Annotated in this window: 17 protein-coding genes; 6 read left to right on the top strand and 11 right to left on the bottom strand. The window is 58.4% G+C overall.

The window, feature by feature from the left end; all coding sequences use genetic code 11:
* Positions 1–33: 33 nt before the first annotated feature.
* Positions 34–2496 (top strand): penicillin acylase family protein, encoded by a 2463-nt coding sequence (locus AC1DFB_RS07350; protein WP_480922423.1) that lies wholly within the window; start codon positions 34–36, stop codon positions 2494–2496.
* Positions 2497–2599: 103 nt separating this feature from the next.
* On the top strand, positions 2600–2995 hold the full coding sequence (locus AC1DFB_RS07355; protein WP_480922424.1) for a nuclear transport factor 2 family protein: 396 nt from the start codon (positions 2600–2602) through the stop codon (positions 2993–2995).
* Here the strand turns inward: AC1DFB_RS07355 and hflX are convergent.
* From hflX to trkA, 4 genes are all read right to left on the bottom strand, one after another.
* The gene (hflX, locus tag AC1DFB_RS07360) at positions 2992–4263 is read right to left on the bottom strand and encodes a GTPase HflX (RefSeq protein ID WP_480922425.1); all 1272 of its coding nucleotides are present in this window, start codon (positions 4261–4263) and stop codon (positions 2992–2994) included. The two genes, AC1DFB_RS07355 and hflX, sit on opposite strands and share 4 nt — an antisense overlap.
* Positions 4263–4502, bottom strand: a complete 240-nt coding sequence (gene hfq / locus AC1DFB_RS07365; protein ID WP_005982826.1) for an RNA chaperone Hfq — start codon at positions 4500–4502, stop codon at positions 4263–4265. Before hfq ends, hflX begins: the two co-directional genes overlap by 1 nt.
* Before the next feature lie 131 nt (positions 4503–4633).
* The gene (locus AC1DFB_RS07370; RefSeq protein WP_170396867.1) at positions 4634–6175 is read right to left on the bottom strand and encodes a TrkH family potassium uptake protein; all 1542 of its coding nucleotides are present in this window, start codon (positions 6173–6175) and stop codon (positions 4634–4636) included.
* Positions 6175–7551 carry a Trk system potassium transporter TrkA gene (gene trkA, locus AC1DFB_RS07375; RefSeq protein WP_170396865.1) on the bottom strand — a complete coding sequence of 459 codons (1377 nt, stop codon included), beginning with the start codon at positions 7549–7551 and terminating at the stop codon, positions 6175–6177. Before trkA ends, AC1DFB_RS07370 begins: the two co-directional genes overlap by 1 nt.
* Positions 7552–7647: 96 nt before the next feature.
* On the opposite strand from trkA, the gene AC1DFB_RS07380 reads away from it, so the two are divergent.
* Positions 7648–8127: a hypothetical protein gene (locus tag AC1DFB_RS07380; RefSeq protein WP_170406102.1), complete on the top strand. Its 480-nt coding sequence runs from the start codon at positions 7648–7650 to the stop codon at positions 8125–8127.
* On the opposite strand, the gene AC1DFB_RS07385 is transcribed toward AC1DFB_RS07380, so the two are convergent.
* The 7 genes from AC1DFB_RS07385 to dusB all read right to left on the bottom strand — a co-directional run bounded on the left by AC1DFB_RS07385 (position 8092) and on the right by dusB (position 17082).
* Positions 8092–9285, bottom strand: a complete 1194-nt coding sequence (locus AC1DFB_RS07385) for an MFS transporter (protein ID WP_480922426.1) — start codon at positions 9283–9285, stop codon at positions 8092–8094. The genes AC1DFB_RS07380 and AC1DFB_RS07385 overlap by 36 nt on opposite strands.
* A gap of 43 nt (positions 9286–9328) precedes the next feature.
* Positions 9329–9919 carry a helix-turn-helix transcriptional regulator gene (locus AC1DFB_RS07390; RefSeq protein ID WP_480922427.1) on the bottom strand — a complete coding sequence of 197 codons (591 nt, stop codon included), beginning with the start codon at positions 9917–9919 and terminating at the stop codon, positions 9329–9331.
* A complete protein-coding gene (gene ntrX / locus AC1DFB_RS07395; protein WP_480922428.1) occupies positions 9916–11325 on the bottom strand; it encodes a nitrogen assimilation response regulator NtrX in 1410 nt (469 codons plus the stop codon). Before ntrX ends, AC1DFB_RS07390 begins: the two co-directional genes overlap by 4 nt.
* Positions 11322–13547 (bottom strand): sensor histidine kinase NtrY-like, encoded by a 2226-nt coding sequence (locus AC1DFB_RS07400; RefSeq protein WP_480922593.1) that lies wholly within the window; start codon positions 13545–13547, stop codon positions 11322–11324. The genes ntrX and AC1DFB_RS07400 overlap by 4 nt, the downstream gene beginning before the upstream one ends.
* 162 nt (positions 13548–13709) lie before the next feature.
* Positions 13710–15077 carry a sigma-54-dependent transcriptional regulator gene (locus AC1DFB_RS07405; protein ID WP_170396851.1) on the bottom strand — a complete coding sequence of 456 codons (1368 nt, stop codon included), beginning with the start codon at positions 15075–15077 and terminating at the stop codon, positions 13710–13712.
* A complete protein-coding gene (locus AC1DFB_RS07410; protein ID WP_170396849.1) occupies positions 15077–16156 on the bottom strand; it encodes a two-component system sensor histidine kinase NtrB in 1080 nt (359 codons plus the stop codon). Before AC1DFB_RS07410 ends, AC1DFB_RS07405 begins: the two co-directional genes overlap by 1 nt.
* A complete protein-coding gene (dusB, locus tag AC1DFB_RS07415) occupies positions 16153–17082 on the bottom strand; it encodes a tRNA dihydrouridine synthase DusB (RefSeq protein WP_480922594.1) in 930 nt (309 codons plus the stop codon). Before dusB ends, AC1DFB_RS07410 begins: the two co-directional genes overlap by 4 nt.
* A 233-nt stretch (positions 17083–17315) precedes the next feature.
* Here dusB and AC1DFB_RS07420 point away from each other — a divergent pair, with 233 nt between their 5' ends.
* Genes AC1DFB_RS07420 through AC1DFB_RS07430 form a run of 3 tightly spaced genes read left to right on the top strand, consistent with a single transcriptional unit; the run spans position 17316 to position 19419 of the window.
* Positions 17316–18446 (top strand): bifunctional 2-C-methyl-D-erythritol 4-phosphate cytidylyltransferase/2-C-methyl-D-erythritol 2,4-cyclodiphosphate synthase, encoded by a 1131-nt coding sequence (locus AC1DFB_RS07420; RefSeq protein ID WP_480922429.1) that lies wholly within the window; start codon positions 17316–17318, stop codon positions 18444–18446.
* The gene (locus AC1DFB_RS07425) at positions 18443–18940 is read left to right on the top strand and encodes a phosphatidylglycerophosphatase A family protein (RefSeq protein WP_170406118.1); all 498 of its coding nucleotides are present in this window, start codon (positions 18443–18445) and stop codon (positions 18938–18940) included. Before AC1DFB_RS07420 ends, AC1DFB_RS07425 begins: the two co-directional genes overlap by 4 nt.
* Positions 18937–19419: a CinA family protein gene (locus AC1DFB_RS07430; protein ID WP_170509600.1), complete on the top strand. Its 483-nt coding sequence runs from the start codon at positions 18937–18939 to the stop codon at positions 19417–19419. Before AC1DFB_RS07425 ends, AC1DFB_RS07430 begins: the two co-directional genes overlap by 4 nt.
* Positions 19420–19690 lie beyond the last annotated feature (271 nt).

Below are 19690 nucleotides of genomic sequence, written 5' to 3' on the forward strand. Positions count from 1 at the left end.
CGCAAATGACCGCATAGAATTCTCGGGGGACAGATGGGCCTGGTTTTTCGCTGGCTGGTGAGACTTACGACAGGCCTGATCCTGCTGGCAATCGCTGCTGTGGGGTTGGTCTACTTTCTGGCCAGCCAATCCCTGCCTGAATACAATCAAACCCTTGAAGTTGAAGGAATAACTGCCCCTGTCGAGATCGTTCGCGACACTGCAAATGTGCCGCATATACTGGGCCAGTCCGACCCGGACGTGTTCTTTGGTCTGGGCTATGCCCATGCACAAGACAGGCTGTGGCAGATGACCATTCTGCGTCGGACCGCACAGGGCCGCTTGTCCGAAGTGTTCGGCCAGCGCACGGTAGCCATCGACAAATTACTGCGTCGTTTCGATCTTTACGGGCTCGCCCATCGCTCAGTCGAGTTTCAGGACGACTATACCAAGGCCGCGCTTCGCGCTTATTCCGCAGGGATCAACGCCCGGCTTACCGAGATCAACGAACAGGCGCTTGGACGTGGCGCCCCCGAGATGTTCCTGTTCAACGCCCCCGTTCCCCCATGGCAGCCGGGCGACAGCGTAGCGATTATCAAGCTGATGAGCCTGCAGCTTTCCGGCCATCTTGCTGATGAAGTGTTGCGCGCACGCACATCGCTGATGCTGGATAATCCCGCACGGCTGGCCGACATTCTGCCCGACGTCCCCGGCCCCGGTATTGCCGCGCTGCCCGAGTATGCTGATCTGTTTCCAGACCTTCCGCGCTATGCCCAAGGCACCCCGATGCCCGACACGCCGCTGTCGCCTTTCCCGCAGCGCGGGCTGGCAGGTGCGTCAAATGCGTGGACCGCCGCGCCGTCCCGCTCGGCCAGCGGTGGCACGTTGCTGGCAAACGATCCGCATCTGGGCCTCACCGCCCCGGGTATCTGGTATCTGGCGCGGCTGGAACTGGCCAAAGGCGGCGTTATCGGTGCAACCATTCCAGGCGTACCGGCAATCTCAGCCGGACGGAGTGAGCGCTTGGGCTGGGGCCTTACCTCATCCTATCTGGACGATCAGGACGTTCACATCGAACAACTGAACCCCGACAATCCCGAAGAATACCTTACCCCAGACGGCTACAAACGCTTTCAGACCCGCCCTTCGATTATCGAGATCAAAGACGCCGCCCCAATTACCCTGACCCTGCGCTGGACCGAGAATGGCCCGGTTCTGCCGGGCACGCATTATGATCTGGAAACCATCACACCACCGGGCCATGTCGCGTCTCTGTCGTGGAGCGCGCTAAGCCCCCGCGATACATCCATGAGCGCCTCTTTGGCACTGATGAATGCCGATTCAGTTCGAGACGCCATTGACGCGGCCGAGGACTATATTGCCCCTTCGCAAAACTTGTCACTTGTCGATAAAGACACGATCGGCATGAAACTGGTCGGCGCAATGCCCCGGCGCGATCTGAACAATCAAAGCCGAGGCCGCATTCCCACCCCCGGCTGGCTGGAACGGAACCGATGGCAGGGCCGCCTGCCCTACTCAAACAATCCTGAATTCGTGGCCCCGGTCGGCGGAGTTCTGGGTAACACCAACAACAAGATTATCGACCGGCCCTTCCCCCGCCATGTGTCGTACGAGTGGGGCGACACCCAGCGGGTCAATCGCTGGGAACGCCTGATGCAATCGCGCGAGGTACATACGCGTGACAGTTTTATCGAAGCGCAGTTGGACACGGTTAGCTTTACAGCGCGATCACTGCTGCCCCTGATCGGCGCTGATCTCTGGTTTACCGGTGAATCCGCACCCGAAGGTACGCCCGAACGGCAGCGTCAGATCGCGCTGGATCTGCTGGCCAACTGGAACGGTGAGATGAACGAGCATCTGCCGGAACCCCTGATCTACGCCGCATGGTTGCGCGCGCTGCAAATCCGCCTGATCTCGGACGAACTTGGTCCGCTGGCTGCCGAATACAAGCATGTCGAGCCGCTGTTTATCGAACGGGTGTATCGCGATATCGACGGTGCCTCGGTCTGGTGCGACGTGGTTCAGAGCGCTCCCGTTGAAAATTGCACCGACATGGCACGACTGGCCCTGGATGACGCGATCATTTGGATTTCCGAGCGCTATGGCCCCGCACTCGAATCTTTACGCTGGGGCGATGCGCATCAGGCCACCCAGGACCACCCTGCGCTGGGCCAGGTTCCGGTGCTGCGGTTTTTCGTCAACATCCGCCAATCCACCAGCGGTGGCGATAACACCCTGCTGCGCGGGCGCACGTCAGGCGAAGGACCGGACCCGTTCCAGAATGTGCATGGCGCAGGTTATCGTGGCGTCTACGATTTTGCGGACCCCGATAGTTCGGTTTTCATCACCGCAACTGGCCAGTCAGGCCATTTCCTATCTCGCTATTATGACGATCAGGCCCAACTATGGCGGCGCGGGGAATACATCCCCATGTCGCTGGATATCGGGCTTGCCCGAGCAGCGGCAGTTGGTGTGACCGTCCTGAACCCGCGCTGATCTGATCGGCAAATCCCCGCCCCTTTTTGAACCTCGCGTGGCGCACCCCTTCGTTATCGCCTAAACTCGTCTGGCCGTCGCATTGCACGAAGGGGGAAAATGCATGGGCAGCTTTCGAGACACCTTAAACAATCTCGCACGCGATTATGCCATCGCCTGGAGCTCGGGCGAACCCGACTTGGTCGCCAGTTTTTTCGCCCCCGAAGGTCAGATCAGCATTAATCGCGGTGAGCCCCTGCGCGGCCATGCCGAAATCGCCGAAATGGCCCGCGGGTTCTATGCAGAATTCCCCGATCTTGAGGTGCGTTGCGATATGATGCGTTGGGCCGGAGGGCATGCCATTTTTGTCTGGACCCTCGAAGGCCATCACGCCGAGACCGGCAACCGTGTCGTTACACGCGGCTGGGAAGAGTGGGAGCTTTCAAAGGACAACAAGGTGCTATCATCGCTTGGGTGGTTCGATGCAGAGGATTACCAGCGCCAGATAGACGGTACCTAGAACGCCGCGAAGCGGGACGCCTGCTTGTCAGTCCAGAGCACCGTGATCTCGAACCCCTCTTCGGTCTGATCTTCAGACCTGACCACATCCTGACGATAGAGCCACGCGCGTTTGTCACCATCGGCAAAGCCCAGTTTCAGGATAGTCTCATGCCGCGCGCCCTGCAGGATCGTGGCGATTTCAGACAGCAGCGGATCAACACCTTCGCCCGTTACGGCCGATATGGCAAAGATCGCCGGATCACGCTCGGCCCGGGCAAGCGCGGCTTCGCGGTCTTCCGGGCTCAGCAGATCGATCTTGTTCCAAACCTCCAACCGGGGGCGACTGTCCTCGACACCCAGAGAGTTCAGGATAGCCTCGACATCCCGTGCCTGTGCTTCGGTTTCTTCGTGGCTGATATCGCGGACATGCACGACCAGATCAGCCCCCAGAACCTCTTCCAGCGTGGCGCGGAAGGCCGCAACCAGTTCCGTGGGCAGGTTCGAGATGAAACCCACGGTATCGGACAGGATCACCTCGGGGCCATCCGGCAGCTCAACCCGTCGCATGGTTGGGTCCAACGTGGCGAACAGCATGTCTTTTGCCATCACCTCGGCCCCGGTTAGGCTGTTGAACAGCGTGGATTTCCCGGCGTTTGTATAGCCAACAAGTGCAACAATCGGGTATGGAACCTTCGCGCGCGCTGCGCGGTGTAGGGTGCGGGTCTTCACCACTTTTTGCAATTGGCGGCGCAGGCGGACCAGTTGTTCATCAATGGCACGCCGGTCGGCCTCGATCTGAGTTTCACCGGGACCACCCACAAACCCAAGGCCACCGCGCTGACGTTCCAGGTGGGTCCAGGCCCGAACCAGTCGCGTACGCTGATAGCTAAGCGCGGCCATCTCAACTTGCAGCACACCTTCACGGGTACGCGCACGGTCGCTGAATATTTCCAGAATCAAACTGGTCCGGTCGAGGATTTTGACCTTCCACGCTTTTTCCAGATTGCGCTGCTGAACCGGAGTTACTGGCCCGTCGATCAGAACCAGCTCGATCTCATTGTCTTGGAGGCGTTCGGCCAGTTCCTCGATCTTGCCGCTGCCGAACAGAAAACCAGCCTGCGCGCGCGGTAGGCGCACTATTTCGGAACCGACCAAATCCAGATCGGGCAAAGCGGCAGCTAGTGCCACCGCCTCTTCCAGCGCTGGTTCGGGGACACGGCGCTGTTCATCTGATTTGATTTCGGGATGCAGCACCCAAGCCCGGGTGCGCGCCCTCTCATGTTCCATCAAGAGGCGTCTTCGCCCTCATAAAGGTTGATCGGCTGTGACGGCATGATGGTCGAAATCGCATGCTTGTACACCAACTGCGACTGTCCGTCGCGGCGCAGCAGCACGCAGAAATTATCGAACCAGGTGATTACACCCTGCAATTTCACACCGTTGATCAGGAATATTGTGACCGGGACCTTTGCTTTCCGTACATTGTTCAGGAACGCGTCCTGCAGATTCTGTCTGTCCGAAGCCATATTTTGTTATCTCGCCATTGTTCTTGCTACGCGCTGCGGACCAACGCGCTCCCTCCGGCAGAGTATGGAGTGCCGCGCACAGATATTCCAGATGAAAAATCAGGCAGTAACACCAGGTGCCTGACGCAGGGTCAATCGCGCCACAGCGTTGGCGTAATCAGTGCCACGATCGCCAGAGTTTCCAACCGCCCGATCACCATCGCCGCGCAGACCGTCAACTTGGCCCCGCTGGAAAGATCAATCAGACGTATGGGCACATCCGTTGCCAATTCTATCAACGGCCCCGTGGTGCTGAGTGCAGCAACGCTAAGCAGCATGGCCTGTTCAAAACCTACGCCCATGACGGCCAGCAACAAATCGAACAAGGCCAACGTCAGGGCGAACATCATCAGGAAGATCCAGGCGATGAAGGCACCGTCGCTTTGAATGCGGCGGTTGCCGCCACCCTCTCCGCTGACCGAAGAAGGATAGATCAGTCGATCAATCTCGCGCTTGCCATTCAGATAGAGCGCAAAAACCCGCAACAGCTTTACCCCACCCGCAGTCGTCGCCACGCCTCCTCCGACCAGGGCTAGCCCCATCAGAATCAGGCCCGGTGTGCTCAAGCCCGACAATTGCTGCGCGTCGTTCCAGTTGGCGCTTTCAAATCCGGCCGTGGTCAGAAACGACATCGCCGTAAACATGAACCCCCAAAAAACGCCAAGTGCTTGCCGCACTTCGACAGCAATGTTCAGTTCGGCCGTTCCAGCCAAAAACCGGATGAACAGCAGCACAGCGACCGCCAGCACGATGAAGATGCCAATCCGAAATTCTGGGTCTTTGTCCAGCCGCGAATACCCTGAGGTCGCTGTATCGGTCGAAAAGGTCAGCCGCGACAGGGCAAAGAACAGGAACAGGAACAGGATCGCCTCGCCAGTGATTCCTGCGGTCGATCCTTCCAATCCACCGACGGGTGATATGCCGGAAGTCGCAATCACTGACATCGCGTGGCTCACGGCAGTAAGCCCTTGCTCACCTGCGATCAACAGCAGGATCCAGATCACAGCTGTCAAACCCGCATAGACGGGTGCCAATGTGCGCGACACGCGGATCAGATGGCCGCGTGGATCGGACTTCTCGCTCTGTGCCACGCCCGAGACGGGACGCCCCGGTTGCCCCCGGGCTGTGACTTCGAAACCGCCCAACGACAAGGGCGCCAGAATCGCGGCCGCCGAGATCCACATCAGCAATCCGCCCATCCAACCGACCAACGCGCGCCATAAGTGCAACGGCGCCGAAAGGCGTGCGGGATCGGGGAACAGATCGGCGCCGGTTGTGGTCAGCGCGCTGACCATATCGAAATAGGCGTTCAGGAAGCTGGTTGTCCCCAGCGCATCATGAAACGGAATAGCAAGAAATATCGGCAGTACGGTAAAGGCGGCCAGCAGAACCGCCAATTGGCCAAGCGTTCCCCGCCGTGGTCGTCGGTTCGACATGGCCAGAGCTATGATCGACACCGCAAAAACACCCAGCAATCCGGAATAGAAGAATGACCGTGAGGTGGCGTGATCATCCAGCGCCAGCGCATAAACTGCGGGTATCCACATTGCCAGCGACACGATACCCCAGATCATCAGCAGCAGCGGCAATCGCCGCAATACTCCGATCCGTTGCTGTCCGCGTGCTTGCAACATCAGAAGAAATCGATTGAAACCTGCATCAGACGCTCAACCTCGGGCACGTCTTTGGCCATTGCAAAGATCGCCACCACGTCTTTCTCGTCGATGCGCAGGCTGCCGGTCGGGCGCAGAACCTCGTCACCTTTGCGTACTGCGCCGACCAGAACGCCTTCTGGGAAATCGATGTCGCGCAGTTTTTGTCCAGCCATGGGCGAGGTTGATAGCACTTCGGCCTCGATTACCTCGGCCTCGGCATCTCCAATGGAATACACCTGACGCACGCGCCCGTGCCGAATGTGACGCAGGATCGAACTGACAGTGGTGGCGCGCGGGTTGATATATGCGTCAATCCCCAGCGGTCCCATCAAAGCGACCATGCTGGGGTCGTTGATCAGGGCGATGGCCAGTGGACAACCCTCTCCCTTGGCGCGTACCGCGGCCAGCATGTTGGTGCGATCGTCATCCGTGACCGCCAACATCGCGTCGGCGCGCTCAATCCCTGCTTCGCTCAGCAAAGATGAATCTAGGCCGTCGCCGTTCAGAACAATCGTACGCTCCAATGCTTCGGCAGCGATTTCGGCGCATTTGCGGTCACGCTCGATAATCTTGGCACGCACCCGGCTTTCGCGCTCTTCCAGTGTGCGGGCCACTTCCAACCCGACATTACCGCCGCCGACGATCACCACACGATCTTGCTTACGCTGAGCCTTGCCGAACACCTCCATCGTACGTTCAACGTCTTTTACGCTAGTGAAGACGTAGCATTCGTCGCCTACAAACAACTGATCCTCGGATTCCGGCGCAAACAGCGTCCCTTCACGGCGCACACCAACCACAATCGAGCTGAGCGTGGAAAACAGGTCGGTCAATTGTCGCAGCGGTGTGTTGACGATTGGGCAGTCTTCCTCGACCCGAATGCCCAGCAGTTGCGCCTTTCCATCCATGAATATCTCGGTATCGAAAGCAGAAGGTGCCGAAAGACGGCGCATCGCTGCGGCGGCAACCTCGCGCTCGGGGCTAATTACGACATCGATGGGCAGATGATCACGACGATACAGATCGGAGTGGATCGCCTCAAGATAGGATTTTGATCGCAAACGCGCGATCTTGCGCTGGATCGAAAAAACCGAATGCGCCATCTGGCAGGTGACCATATTCACCTCATCCGAATGGGTCGCGGCGATGATCATATCGGCATCCCGCGCCCCTGCCCGATCCAGCACATCCGGATAACTGGCGAAACCGGCGATCCCCTGCACGTCCAGCGTCTCGGTCGCGCGACGTACCAGATCGGGATTGTTGTCGACCACCGTCACATCGTTCAGTTCGCCCGAAAGGTGACGCGCAATCTGCCAGCCGACTTGACCGGCACCGCATATGATGACCTTCATGCTCTTGGCCTTTCTGCCTGAAATCTTTGAATGACAGATGCCCCCAAAGCGGTCAATTGAATTGTCATGCCTCCTAAGCTACGCCAAAGTAAGCATATGAAAACCATTCTGCCTGCCCTGATTTGCCTGCTGACGCTGTCCGCTTGTGGTCCGCTTTCTTTGTATTATCGCGAAGGTGAGAGCGTCTCACGGATGCAGACCGAGACCACGAACTGCCAGGTGCAGGCGCTCAAGGACGCCCCTGTCGCCAATCAGGTCCGGCAGAGCCCGCCAGTCTATTGGCCCGGGCGCACCTATTGCGATGGCCGAGGACGCTGCTATCGCAACCCCGGATGGTGGGAGCCCGGGCGGGTCTATACCGTCGACGTGAACCAGGGGCTGAGAAACAAGGTCGAGGCGCAGTGCATGGCCCAAAAGGGCTATCGCCCGGTCAGCCTTCCGCCTTGCAAACAGGGTGTCAAATCGCGGGTCACGCCCACGCGCACCACGACGCTCCCGCCGCTGAACAGCGCGTCCTGTTTCGTGAAATTTGACGACGGGTCATTTCAGATCATCACTCCGGGACAAGCCGGCTGATTTGCGACGCCGCGCCAGCAGCAGATGCGCTATGATCGCGATGCTATAGAACGCGGCGACGGCTACAAACATGCCAGCCTCATCGACGCCCAGCAATACCGCCAGCAATACCGGGGTTCCAAGCAGGTTTCCGGCATTGCCCATCTGCGCCATCGCACCATAACTCAGAGCTTGGGCTTCGGTGGTACCGTTTAGCTCTGGCACTGCGGCGAAGCTGCCGCCCTGTACAAGCCCGAGCACGGCAAACAAGGCGATACATCCGAACGTAAGGGGCGCCCCCAGAAACAATGCGATGATCGTCGCGATCCCCAGCACAAAGCCCAGATTGACGACGCTGACGCAGGACAGGACGGTCAACAGCAAGGGCACCAGCAGCCATGACAGTACAATCCCTGCCAGGGGCATAAGTGCTGCAATCGATGCACCCTGCCCTTCGGGTAAACGACCCGGCAGGATCGCTAACAGAGAAACAAATGTCAGCGTGTAAAAGAACCAGCCAATTGCCGGGGCCGAAATAAAGGGTGAGCGGTAGGTCCTGATATGCACATCAAGGAAGGCGGAGAGCCCCCACCCGGTACCCTCCGTCTGGCCCATGTCGGTTTTCAGATCGCTAAGCGCGATCAGCGCGGCGATCAGCAGCATCAGACCCCCGTGCATGGCAAAGTATGTGGGCAGTCCGAAACGATCGACGATGGGCAGCCCAACCCAAGCGTTTAATGCAAATGCAACGCCAAAGAATGTACTCCACAGCACCATGGAATTATACTGCGCCCGACCGGATGTGATCTGAGCAATCAGCGTCGGTGCCGCTACCACAATCGCTAGATGGGACAGCCCCTCGATCACCCGGCTGAGCAGCATCAGTTGAAAAACCGGCAAGCTTGCTTGCAGCAAAGATAACGCGCCGCCGAGCACAAGCCCTGATAGCAATAGACGATTTGGCCCAATACGCGCTGTGATCGCTCCGGATATCGCGCCCAAAGCAGCCCCCATTAGACTGATAATGGACAGCAACCAGCCGATCACGGCAGCGTTGTCCGGGTACAACAGCCCCACATCAGAAAATGGTACGGCAATCTTTGCAAATTGGGTTGCCGCACCGAGGCCAGCAAACCAGATCAGCATGACCTGCAAGAATGTGCGAAAAGAGTCACTCATGCAGCCGGTCTATCGCGCCTAACCTGATAGCGGAACGCATAAATTATGCGGTGACTTCGCGCCGCCCGCTGACCAGACGGACCGGAGTGCCATCACCCAGATACAACCGCTCCCACACGATTTGCCCGGCGCTGATCCTGATTTGATCATGCACAGCCTCGGAAGTCAGAAACGCTTTGGGTGAAGGCGAATGCAAATCCCACCAGCCATCTTTCTGCAGTTCTGCTTCGGCTTGTCGGATCTCATCCGTTGCAAATTGCCAAAGCGACACGCCCAGCAAGGCGCGCTGTGAGGTCTTCCAATCCCGCGCCCGGCTGCCCGAATAAGCAAGGCAGATATGGCTGGCCTCTTCGACAAGGTGCAAGCACTCTGCCGAATGAACAACCAGACGTTTCAGCGCAGAATCCTGCACCCGAACCGGCCCCAACGCTGCAAAAACGGACTGTTGAATATGCGGCGATGGCGTTTGACCCCCGTTTTCCCACCGGGAAATCGTGGTTTGGTCGACTTCAATCAGATCTGCGAGGGCGGATTGCTTAAGTCCAACCGACCGCCGCAACCGCTTCAACCGTTTACCAAAGGCGGGAAAACCGATGGAAACGGCTGCGGTCTTTGTATTCGGCGCGGCAATCACTCGGCTGGTTCGGGCTCGTCAATCTGAGCCACCCGCGCACCGGATTTGTTCGAGGTCACGACGCCCAGCGACTTGAGCTTGCGATGCAAGGCGCTGCGCTCCATGCCGACAAAACTGGCCGTGCGGCTTATGTTGCCACCAAACCGATTGATCTGGGTGAGCAAATATTCACGCTCGAACGCTTCGCGCGCCTCACGCAGCGGCAGCGTCGCCAGTGCGCCAGACAGTACCACGCGCCCGGACTCGTCGGATTTCTCTTCTTCGTTGGGCAACTCGCGGGCCTCGATCGGGCCATTGCTGTCACCAAGGATCAGCACCCGCTCGATCAGGTTCTTCAGCTGACGCACATTGCCCGGCCATGTCATCGTTTGTAGCAAAGCAATAGCCTCATCCGACAGCTCGCGCATCGGCAGACCCTGTGTATCGTTGCACATCTCGATGAAATGTTGCGCCAGAACCGGGATGTCCTCTCGCCGTTCCTCCAGCGAGGGAACCGCAATCGGCACCACATTCAGCCGGTGATACAGTTCTTCGCGGAATCGTTCGGCGGCGATCTCTTCTTCCAGATCGCGGTTGGTCGAGGAGATGACCCGCAGATCAACCCGCACCTTGTCAGTGCCACCGACACGCTGGAATTGCTGATCAACCAACACGCGAAGAATCTTGGACTGCGTCCCCAGCGGCATGTCAGCGACTTCGTCGAAGTAGACAACGCCGCCATGCGCCTCTTCAAGCAGGCCTGACTCGATTCCGCGCTCAGACGATTCTCGTCCGAACAGAACCTCTTCAACCCTCTCAGGTTCAATCCCCGCACAATTGACCGTCACAAATGGGGCATTCGCCCGGTTGGAATGGGCATGGATATAGCGCGCGGCAATTTCCTTGCCCGACCCAGCCGGCCCGCTGAGCATAACCCGGCCATTCGACTTTGTTACCTTGTCCAACTGCCCCTGCATCGCTCGGAACGACGCAGAATTGCCAATCATGTCTGAACAGCTGACCTCTTGCCGTTTCAGCGAGGCATTCTCGCGACGCAGGCGCGAGGTTTCCATCGCGCGACGGATCACAACCATCAACTGGTCAATATTAAAGGGCTTTTCGATAAAGTCGTATGCCCCCTGTTTGATCGCGGCCACCGCAATTTCGATATTACCGTGGCCCGAAATGATCACCACCGGCACATCCGGGTTGTCCCGTTTTACAGCTTTCAGGATATCGATCCCGTCCATACGGCTGTCTTTCAGCCAGATATCCAGGATTAACAATCCCGGAGGTTCAGCATTGATCGACGACATGCACTCGTCCGAGTTTGCCGCCAACCGGGTGGAATAGCCTTCGTCCTCCAGAATGTCGGACACCAATTCGCGAATATCGCGTTCGTCATCTACGATCAGAATGTCGCTCATCTTTGGCCTGCTTTCAGTTTGTTTGTTTTAATCGCCTGTTTTTCCGGCGCATTTGTCGGGCCGCCTGAGGCCCCGGGTAGACGAATGACAGCCATTGCGCCGAAATGGTCCTGTCCGTCGAATGTGGGCGCGTCTTCCAATGTCAGCGCTCCGCCATGTTCTTCGATGATCTTCTTTACGATGGGCAGGCCAAGGCCTGTGCCTTCGTCACGCGTGGTCACATAAGGTTCGAACAGCCGTGCCCTGTCCTCGGGCAGACCGATGCCATTGTCCGCAATGGTGATCTGCGTTCCTGCATCGTCAGTGGAGACTACGACTTTGATCTGAGGTTTCAGATTGTCCGGTGCGCCTTTTTCTTTCAGCGTTTCAATAGCCTCGCCCGCGTTCTTGATCAGGTTCGTCAACGCTTGGCTCAACATGGTCGAATCCACGTCCGCCAAAATGGGCTGTTCAGGTAAGTCCGCATCGATCTGAACATCGGGCTGACCCGCCTGCTGCAACAGAACCGCCTCACGCACTAGCGTCACGATATTCTCTTCGCGCCGTTCCGGTTCGGGCATGCGTGCGAATTTCGAGAACTCGTCAACAATCCGCCTCAGATCATTGGTCTGCCGCACGATCACGTCGGTCATCGATTCCAGGCTATCGCAATCGTCCTCGTCCAGCTTGCGCGAGAATTTGCGTTTGATCCGCTCGGCGCTCAGTTGGATCGGTGTCAGCGGATTCTTGATCTCATGCGCAATGCGACGGGCCACATCACCCCACGCCGCCATGCGCTGCGCGCTTACCAGATCGGTCACGTCATCAAAGGCTACAACGTAGCCTTCCAGCCTTCCATCCTCGCCACGCCGTGTCGCCATGCGTACCAGTAAGTTCTCCAACCGGCCTTTGCGGGTTACCTTGATCTCCCCCTGGACCGCCTCTTGCCCGCTGTCCTTAAGGGCTTCGAACAAAGGCAAAAATTCGGGAACAGCGATGCCGATAGCCAGGTTCTGCTCTCCACCAGACCAGCCCAGAAGACGTTCGGCGGATCGGTTCACGAAGGTCACACAGCCCTCTGAATCAACGCCAACGACACCGGATGTCACCGAGCTTAGAACTGAATCAAACAGCCGCCTTCGACGCTCGATATGGCGGGTGTTTTCCAACAGCGTGTCGCGCTGCCCCTTCAACTGACGGGTCATCTGGTTGAAGTAGCGGCCCAGCATCGCGATTTCGTCGTCGCTGGCCTCTTCGATGACCTGAACACTCAGATCACCAGCACCAACGCGCTGCGCCGCCGTTGTCAGCCGTCCAACAGGGCGAGAAAGACGTTCAGCGAACCACATGCCCAGCGACATCGCGGCCAGAATCAGGATCACCGCAAAACCAAGATACAGAAGGCCGAATTCGAACAGGACCCTGCCCCGCTCACTTTCCAGTTGGCTGTAGAACTGTGCGGTCTCTTTGGTTTCATCAAGCAGGGTCAGAAGCTGCCCATCAACCTCGCGACTGACATATAGATACCGGTCAAGATAGGCATGCAAAGGAACAAGCGCGCGGAATTCGCTGTTCTCCCAATCGGCAATGATGGCCACGCCCTGATCATTGGCCTCGATTATCTCTTCGGGGGTTGGTGCCTCGTAGTCGAACAGGTAGGACCGATCACCGCGCGACCGGATTTCGGCGCTGCCATCGATCACATAGGCCTCGCGCAAACCGCGTTGTATCTGGGCCTGACCCTGGGCCAGAACCTCTCGCAATTCGGCGTCTGAGACAAAATAATCCAACGACCGCGCGTTATCGAGGAAACGCGCCAGAACAACCGCATCCTGCGTCAGGCCCTCGCGGTGTTCCTGTTCGTAAGCTTCGGCCGCGGTCAGTGACGACCCAACCACCTGCCGCACACGGTCCGAGAACCAACCTTCAAGGCCGATATTCACCGTCAGCCCGGCGAAAATCGCCACGGTGACCGTCGGCACCAAAGCCAACAGCGTGAAAGCGCCGATCAGGCGCAGGTGAAGACGGGAGCCCGCAGATTTCGCGCGACGTGCGGCGATCAGACTGAACAATTGGCCCAACACCAGCGCAGCTACGACCAGCACGTAGACCAGATCAGCCAACAAAATCAGCCGCAGTGTCGGTGCCGCAGCGCCAAGATCAAAAGGGCCAATGACGAGATAGGTTGCAAGCGCCAGAACCGGGCCCAGCATAACCAATCCCAACGTACTGAAATTGCGCATCCTCCGGGACTTGCGCCACCGGTTGATCGATAGGATCGGCCCGTTCTGTGCCCGGGTTGCCACCGTCTGCCCTCATTCTGATGTGCCGCTTGCGCGGCTTACCGCCATATATCGTGGTCGTTCCCGGGGTAGAACCCGAATGCCACTGTTTGTGTGGCGATATTACATCAGTTTGCGACGGCGTGTCACCTGAATATCGAGGTCAGTAATCTTTTTCCGCAGCGTATTCCGGTTAATCCCCAGGAGATCAGCACATTTTGCCTGATTTCCACCAGTCGCATCCAGCGCGATTTCGATCAACGGTGCCTCGACCTCGCGTAGAATACGTTGATAGAGGCCGGGAGGCGGCAGGATGTTTCCGTGCAGATCAAAATACCGGCGCAGGTGACGACCAACCGAAGATGACAGCTTCTCACGCTCGCCATCACCCAGAACTGGTTCGGCCTCGGGCTGGCTACCCAGCACCATCTCAACTTCGGTGCGCGAGATTTCATCAGAACGGCTGGTTAGACCAAGACGCCGGATCGCATTTTCAAGCTGTCGGACATTGCCGGGCCAGGAATACCGGCGCACCAACTCAACCGCTTCGGGGCTGAGGCGACGCTGCGCGCCACTTTCCCGCTCCTCCCGCGCCAGAAAGTGATCGGTTAGCAAGGTGATATCATCAACCCGTTCGCGCAACGCAGGCACGTGGATCGTCGCACCGCAGAGACGGTAATAGAGATCTTGTCGTACGCGACCACTTTCCATTGCGTCGGTCAGATCTGATTGACTTGTGGCCATGAAACGCGGCACGTGATCGCCCGGCGTGTCCATCATGCGCACGATACGGGCCTGGATCTCATCATCAATATCGGCAATTTCATCGATCAGCAGCGTACCACCACGTACGCGCGCCATAACCCGTGCCGGGCCTTCCAAATCGCTCAGATCGGCAGCAGTCACGGTGACAAAGGGCAGTGTCCTTCGGTCAGAGAAATCGTGAATAGCGCGTGCTATCAGAGATTTACCCGTCCCACTTTCACCAGAAATCATTACAGACAGATCCGTGTTCATCACCCGAGCGACCAGACGATAAAGCGCCTGCATCACCGGGGTGCGCCCGACAAGCGGCAGTTCATCAGGTCGGTCTTCGCTGGCCATCACCGGCTCAGCCTGTACCCGCTGCTTTTGATCCAGCGCCCTCGCGGTGCGCTTCATCAGATCGGGCAAATCGAAAGGCTTTGGCAGATAATCGTAAGCTTCCGCCTCAGCCGCCTGAATGGCTGTCATGATGGTGTTCTGGGCCGAGATCACGATGACCGGCAAACCGGGACGGTCCTGCGCGATCTTTGGCAGCATCTCCAACCCGTTTCCATCCGGCATTACCACGTCCGAGATCACAACGTCGCCCTTGCCTTCGGCCACCCAGCGCATCAGCGTGGTCAGCGAAGATGTCGCGTGAACCTTGCACCCCGCCCGCGTCAGGGCCTGTGTAAGAACCGTGCGGATCGTGCGGTCGTCATCGGCAACCAGAACTGTGCCATCCATCAGATGCTCTCCTTTTCATACGCGTCGTTCGGTGCACGCCGCAGGGACAGTCGAAAACTAGTGCGACCGGGCACAGATTCAGCCGAAATCCAGCCGTCGTGGTCGGAAACGATCTTGCTGACCAGCGCCAGCCCAAGCCCGGTGCCGTTCTCCTTGCCCGACACGAAGGGGTCGAAAATATCACTGCGAATATTTTCCGGCAGGCCCGGCCCATCATCAATAATCTCGATCTGCAGAGGCAGCGAATGACCCGAACCGTCACTGCGCCGCAGTCGGAATGAATGCTCAAAATAGGTACGCAGCCGGATTGTACCGTTGCCATCAGCAGCTTCCGAAGCGTTTTTGAGCAAGTTCAGAACCACCTGCAGGAACTGATCCGGGTCCCCGTAGGCCAAGGGCAGCGAGGGGTCGTAATCCTCGATAATCGTCATATGCGCGCCAAAACCCAACAGCGCTGACCGGCGCGCGCGATCCAGTACATCGTGGATATTGACCGGTTTGAAATCGGGTTGAGACAGGTTGCCGAACTGTTCTACTTGCTCCAACAACTTCACAATGCGGCGGCTTTCCTCAACGATAAGGTCAGTGAGCTCAAGATCTTGCTGCGAAATATTCATGCTGAGCAATTGCGCCGCACCGGTGATCCCTGCCAAAGGGTTCTTGATCTCATGCGCCAGCATCTCGGCCATGCCAATCGCAGACTGCGCTGCCGATTTCACAGTGTTGCCACGGGTCATCCGACCGGCCAGTTCGCGCGGCGAGATGATCATGATCATTGAACCGGGATGCCCCATCAGCGGCGCGATTTGCAGCGCACATTGTAGCGGCGCGCGATTTCCCGACCCAACGTCCACATCGTTCACGAACAGCGGTGTACCTTGTTGACGCGCGCGCAGAAACGCCTCTTCCAACGGCGCGTCAACCGCGAGTTGATCCCAGACCGGGTGTCCAATCACTGCCTTGCGGGAGGCGTTCAGAAACCCCTCACCCGAGGAGTTGACGTCCGATATCCGATCTTCGGCATCGATAATGAACGCCGGAACCGGAAGCGAGGTCCAGATGCTCTGGTCAGAGGTCATGCTGCTGCCTCCGCCGTGCCACTAAGCGCATCTGCCAAAAGCCGTAACACCTCATCGGAGTCGCGGGATGTCAGGACAGCCCGCCGCAAGGTGGCGGGTGTTCCGGCCTCATCCATGTACCAACCGAGATGTTTGCGTGCGACACGCAGGCCCAGATCGGTACCGTAGAACTCCAGCATCGCCAGATAGTGGCCACGCACCATCTCGATCAGTTCAGTGCCCGTGGGAATGGTTGGAGAAGCAGCGCCATAGAGATCATGGCAAATCTGCGCCAGCAGCCAGGGCTTGCCCTGCGCCCCCCGACCTATCATGACGCCATCGGCCCCGGACTGATTCAGCGCGATTTGCGCGGCCTCGGTATCGACGATGTCACCGTTTGCGATGACAGGGATCGAGACGGCTTCTTTCACCGCCCGGATCGCCCGCCAATCTGCCCGGCCTTTATAGAATTGACAGCGCGTACGCCCATGGATGGTCACCATCCGGATGCCTGCGTCCTGCGCACGCCGCGCCACATCCGGCGCGTTCAGCAGATTGTCATCCCAGCCTAGCCTCGTTTTCAGCGTAACAGGCAAATCAACTGCACCCACAACGGCCTCGATTAGCGTCAGTGCATGGTCCGGAGTTTTCAACAAAGCCGAACCGGAATAGCCGTTGGTTACCTTCTTTGCTGGGCAACCCATATTGATATCGATCACGCGCGCGCCCCGGTCAGCGACTTGCCGGGCGGCCTCGGCCATCCAATGCGCCTCGCGTCCGGCCAATTGCACTGCGGTGTTTTCCACATCCGCCGACAGCTCGGCCCGTTCACGTACGCCTGGTTTGGCCTGCACCATCTCTTGGCTGGCGACCATTTCGCTGACCACCATGCCCGCGCCGAAGCGCATCACAAGGTCCCTAAAAGGCCGGTCGGTGATTCCGGCCATTGGCGCCAACAGCACCGGAGGGGTCAGATCCTTTTCAGCAAGACGCAGGGCCAATGTGCTTAATCCTTGAGCAGTTGCGCATTTGATATCGAAATTGCGGCATATGAACAATAAAACGGGAGCATTCAAGCCCGCAAAATCATCATATGCTTATTTTTTAAGCAAATTGACGCGGGTGATTGCCTCTGCATTCACCGACCCCTAAACAATGCCCCAATCAGGAGACCTTTCAGATGACCACAGCCGCCATCATCGTCGCCGCCGGGCGCGGCCAGCGCGCCGGAGGCGGAGTGCCCAAACAGTGGCGTGCCTTGGCTGGGCGGCGCGTGGCCGATTGGGCGATTGACCGCTTCGAAGGGTTGGTTGATCACGTCGTTTTGGTGCTGGCCGAAGAGGACACAGCCGTTTGGGAAGAATTCAGCGCGACAAACCTGATCCTTGCACCCGGCGGTGCAGACCGCGCCGGATCAGTGCGCAACGGGTTGCAGGCTTTGGAAGCGTACAGCGTTGAAAAGGTTTTGATACATGATGTTGCCCGACCCTGCGTCAGCGCTCGGATAATCGGCGATGTTCTGAAAGCACTCGACACGCATGCGGCAGCTGCTCCAGGCTTGGTCGTCACGGATGCGCTCTGGACAGGCGACGGTTCGATGGTGACAGGAACGCAGGATCGATCCGGCCTTTACGCTGCGCAGACACCGCAGGGATTTCATTATGTCACAATCACCGCCGCCCATTCAGCCCATCCCGGAGGTGCAGCGGATGATGTAGAAGTCGCGCGCGCTGCGGGAATCGAAGTCGCGATTATTCCGGGCGATGCGGATAACCTGAAAATCACACGGCCCGAGGATTTCGCCCGGGCCGAACGTACAATGGGTATGAATATGGATGTAAGGCTGGGCAACGGCTACGACGTGCACCGCTTTGGTGACGGAGATCACGTGATCCTCTGCGGGGTGAAGGTGCCGCACAATCGTGGGCTCCAAGGTCACTCCGATGCAGATGTGGGGATGCACGCGGTCACCGACGCGATCTATGGCGCCCTGGCGCGGGGTGATATCGGACAGCATTTTCCGCCCTCCGATCCGCAGTGGAAAGGTGCAGCGAGTGAAATTTTCCTGCGCCACGCAGTCGAATTGGCTGGGCAGTTGGGCTATGAGATCTCGAATGTCGACTGCACACTGGTCTGCGAATTTCCCAAGATCGGCCCTCATGCCGATACCATGCGTGCCGAAATGGCACGGATCATGGGCTTGCGCACCGATCAGGTCTCGGTCAAGGCCACCACATCCGAACGGCTGGGCTTTACCGGTCGCAGCGAAGGCATTGCCTCGCTCGCAACTGCCTGTCTGGTGAAGTCATGACAGCGGCTCGTCTAATCGGAACCGTCTGCGGCGTCGGTTACCTCCGCCCTGCCCCCGGCACCTGGGGATCGCTGGCTGCTTTGCCGCTGGCATGGGTTCTGCATACGCTGGGTGGCTTCCCCTTGCTGGTCATCTCAACACTCGCGGTTTTCTTCGGGGGCCTGTGGGCTACGCAAGTGATGACAGCTGGACAAGATGACCACGACCCGTCCGAAATTGTCATTGATGAAGTCGCGGGCCAGTTCATCGCGATATGGGCGATTTCCTACCCGTCTTGGGCGCATGGGATCGACATCACAGCGCTCTGGCCCGGCTGGATCGCGGGTTTTCTCTTGTTCCGCCTCTTCGACATTACCAAACCCGGTCCCATTGGCTGGGCCGACCGGCGTGGAGATCCGATGGGTGTCATGCTGGATGATGTGATCGCTGGCGTCTTTGCGGCCATCGGTGTGGTCGTCCTCGCCGGTATCTCACATGGAGTCATGGGTCAATGATCGTTGTCGACCTGCTGGATCGCGCCAAGGCGCAGGGCATGATGATCACCACTGCTGAAAGCTGTACCGGCGGTATGGTCGCCGCTGCACTGACTGACATCCCTGGCAGCTCTGCCGTGGTTGAGCGCGGCTTTGTCACCTACACCAACACCGCAAAGCAAGAGATGCTGGGCGTGCGCGCCGATACGCTTGAGACATATGGAGCAGTTTCAGAAGAAGTCGCCCGGGAAATGGCCAATGGCGCCCTGCAGAATTCGCGGGCACAGTTGGCGGTCTCGATCACCGGCATCGCGGGCCCCGGCGGGTCCGAACACAAACCCGAAGGCCGCGTATGCTTTGGCCTCGCTGCACAGGGTCAACCGACCCGAACCGAGACCGTGGAATTCGGAGCGCAGGGACGGGATAACGTACGTCGCGCTGCGCGGGACCACGCTTTGACCCTTTTGAGCGACGCTCTTGCTGATCTGGCTCGGACCTAAGAAAACCTGCACCCTTCATCGCATCAATTCGAATACTGGGCGCTGAATACAGTTACTGCGCGGCAGCCTACACATTTGTGACGGCAATGGTGGTTGCGCTTCTTACCTCGCCTCGCATACACGTCGAAACCGAGATTGAAGGCACAGTCTTGCCGATTGCGGAAAGCGAGCCTGAGAAATGAGCAGTCAAGCCCACCTTGGCTGCTCTGCCCGCAAGGGCATCAAGCGGACCTCTTGGGGGTCCGCTTTTCTTTTAGCGTGCCCTCTCGAC

Source organism: Ruegeria sp. S84 (genome assembly GCF_056583445.1).

Bases quoted from the DNA above. Each gene is read 5' to 3' on its own strand.
- AC1DFB_RS07430 (WP_170509600.1), top strand. From the start codon at position 18,937: ATGATCGTTGTCGACCTGCTGGATCGCGCCAAGGCGCAGGGCATGATG.
- AC1DFB_RS07425 (WP_170406118.1), top strand. From the start codon at position 18,443: ATGACAGCGGCTCGTCTAATCGGAACCGTCTGCGGCGTCGGTTACCTC.
- AC1DFB_RS07405 (WP_170396851.1), bottom strand. From the start codon at position 15,077: ATGGATGGCACAGTTCTGGTTGCCGATGACGACCGCACGATCCGCACG.
- hfq (WP_005982826.1), bottom strand. From the start codon at position 4,502: ATGGCTTCGGACAGACAGAATCTGCAGGACGCGTTCCTGAACAATGTA.
- AC1DFB_RS07410 (WP_170396849.1), bottom strand. From the start codon at position 16,156: ATGACCTCTGACCAGAGCATCTGGACCTCGCTTCCGGTTCCGGCGTTC.
- ntrX (WP_480922428.1), bottom strand. From the start codon at position 11,325: ATGAGCGACATTCTGATCGTAGATGACGAACGCGATATTCGCGAATTG.
- AC1DFB_RS07420 (WP_480922429.1), top strand. From the start codon at position 17,316: ATGACCACAGCCGCCATCATCGTCGCCGCCGGGCGCGGCCAGCGCGCC.
- AC1DFB_RS07355 (WP_480922424.1), top strand. From the start codon at position 2,600: ATGGGCAGCTTTCGAGACACCTTAAACAATCTCGCACGCGATTATGCC.
- dusB (WP_480922594.1), bottom strand. From the start codon at position 17,082: ATGGCCGGAATCACCGACCGGCCTTTTAGGGACCTTGTGATGCGCTTC.
- hflX (WP_480922425.1), bottom strand. From the start codon at position 4,263: ATGGAACATGAGAGGGCGCGCACCCGGGCTTGGGTGCTGCATCCCGAA.
- AC1DFB_RS07385 (WP_480922426.1), bottom strand. From the start codon at position 9,285: ATGAGTGACTCTTTTCGCACATTCTTGCAGGTCATGCTGATCTGGTTT.
- AC1DFB_RS07370 (WP_170396867.1), bottom strand. From the start codon at position 6,175: ATGTTGCAAGCACGCGGACAGCAACGGATCGGAGTATTGCGGCGATTG.
- AC1DFB_RS07350 (WP_480922423.1), top strand. From the start codon at position 34: ATGGGCCTGGTTTTTCGCTGGCTGGTGAGACTTACGACAGGCCTGATC.
- AC1DFB_RS07380 (WP_170406102.1), top strand. From the start codon at position 7,648: ATGAAAACCATTCTGCCTGCCCTGATTTGCCTGCTGACGCTGTCCGCT.
- AC1DFB_RS07400 (WP_480922593.1), bottom strand. From the start codon at position 13,547: ATGCGCAATTTCAGTACGTTGGGATTGGTTATGCTGGGCCCGGTTCTG.
- trkA (WP_170396865.1), bottom strand. From the start codon at position 7,551: ATGAAGGTCATCATATGCGGTGCCGGTCAAGTCGGCTGGCAGATTGCG.